1 protein-coding gene is annotated in these 1172 nt (G+C 64.2%); it reads left to right on the top strand.

All coding sequences use genetic code 11. The features are described 5' to 3' along the window. Nucleotides 1-202 precede the first annotated feature (202 nt). The gene (locus tag C8264_RS21915) at nt 203-1144 is read left to right on the top strand and encodes an IS110 family RNA-guided transposase (protein WP_108463106.1); all 942 of its coding nucleotides are present in this window, start codon (nt 203-205) and stop codon (nt 1142-1144) included. The last annotated feature ends 28 nt before the right edge of the window (nt 1145-1172 follow it).

Genomic DNA, 1172 nt, shown 5'->3' with positions numbered 1-1172 from the left:
CCTCGCCCCTTGTATGTTTCCTTTGAGGCCGTGATTGACGATGATCGGCCTTGGAGCGTGGCGTGAGCCATGGTCCGGGCCGGATAGCCTGTAGCCCCTCAGAGCCAGCCAAGCTCGCCCTTGAGCACATGCGTCCGTCCCTTCTTGACTGTCTCGAACGGTTGGTTGGGCCCCATGTGCCCGCATACAAGGCAGAGCAATCATGACGCTTTCCTCCGATTACGTCGGTGTCGATGTTTCCAAACAGCACCTGGACCTGGCCATGGCCGGGGCACGGGTGTTTCGCATGCCCAACAATCCTGCCGGCATGAGCCGGCTGGTGGCCCGGCTGGCGGGCCTGCAGCGGCCCCATCTGGTGTGCGAGGCAACCGGCAGCTATACCCGATTGATGGCGCGCGAGATGGCGCGCCAGGGCATCGCCTTCAGCGCGATCAATCCGCGCCGGGTACGCGATCTGGCCCGTGCCGACGGGCAGCTGGCCAAGACCGATGCAATTGACGCCGCGGTGATCCTGCGCTTCGCTTGCCTGATGCAGCCAGAACCCAGCCCCGCACCCGATCCCCACACCTTGGAAATGGCCGACCTGGTGCGCCGGCGCCGGCAGATGGTGGATATGCTGGCCAGCGAAAAGCAGCGGCGCGAGCATCCCGAGACCGCCCGGGTGCGCACCAGCATCGATGCCCATATCGACTTTCTGAGCACCCAGATCGCCGAGATGGACCAGGCCATCGCCACCCAGATCCGCAGTGACGGGGCGCTCCAGCACAAGGTGGAGCTGTTGATCACCATTCCGGGTATCGGGCAGACCACGGCCGCCGTGCTGGTTGCCGAAATGCCCGAATTGGGCACCATCGGCAACAAGCAGGCTGCCGCCCTGGCCGGGGTGGCACCCTTCAACCGCGACAGCGGGGAGACGCGCGGCCAGGCCCATATTGCCGGAGGACGCCTGTCGGTGCGCTGCGCCCTCTACATGGCAACCCTGTCCGCCATCCGCGCTAATCCCCCTATCAAGGCCTTCTATCAACGCCTGCGCGACCAAGGCAAACCAGCCAAGCTGGCCATCGTTGCCGCCATGCGAAAGCTCATCATAACCGCCAACGCCGTGCTCGCCAGCAATACCCTATGGAAAACCAACATGGATTGACACCAAACACGGTTGCTCAGGGGAGAGG

The organism is Devosia naphthalenivorans (assembly GCF_003056355.1).
GTDB classification, from domain to species: Bacteria; Pseudomonadota; Alphaproteobacteria; order Rhizobiales; family Devosiaceae; genus Devosia; species Devosia naphthalenivorans.
This window is presented reverse-complemented; position numbering and strand designations above follow the sequence as displayed.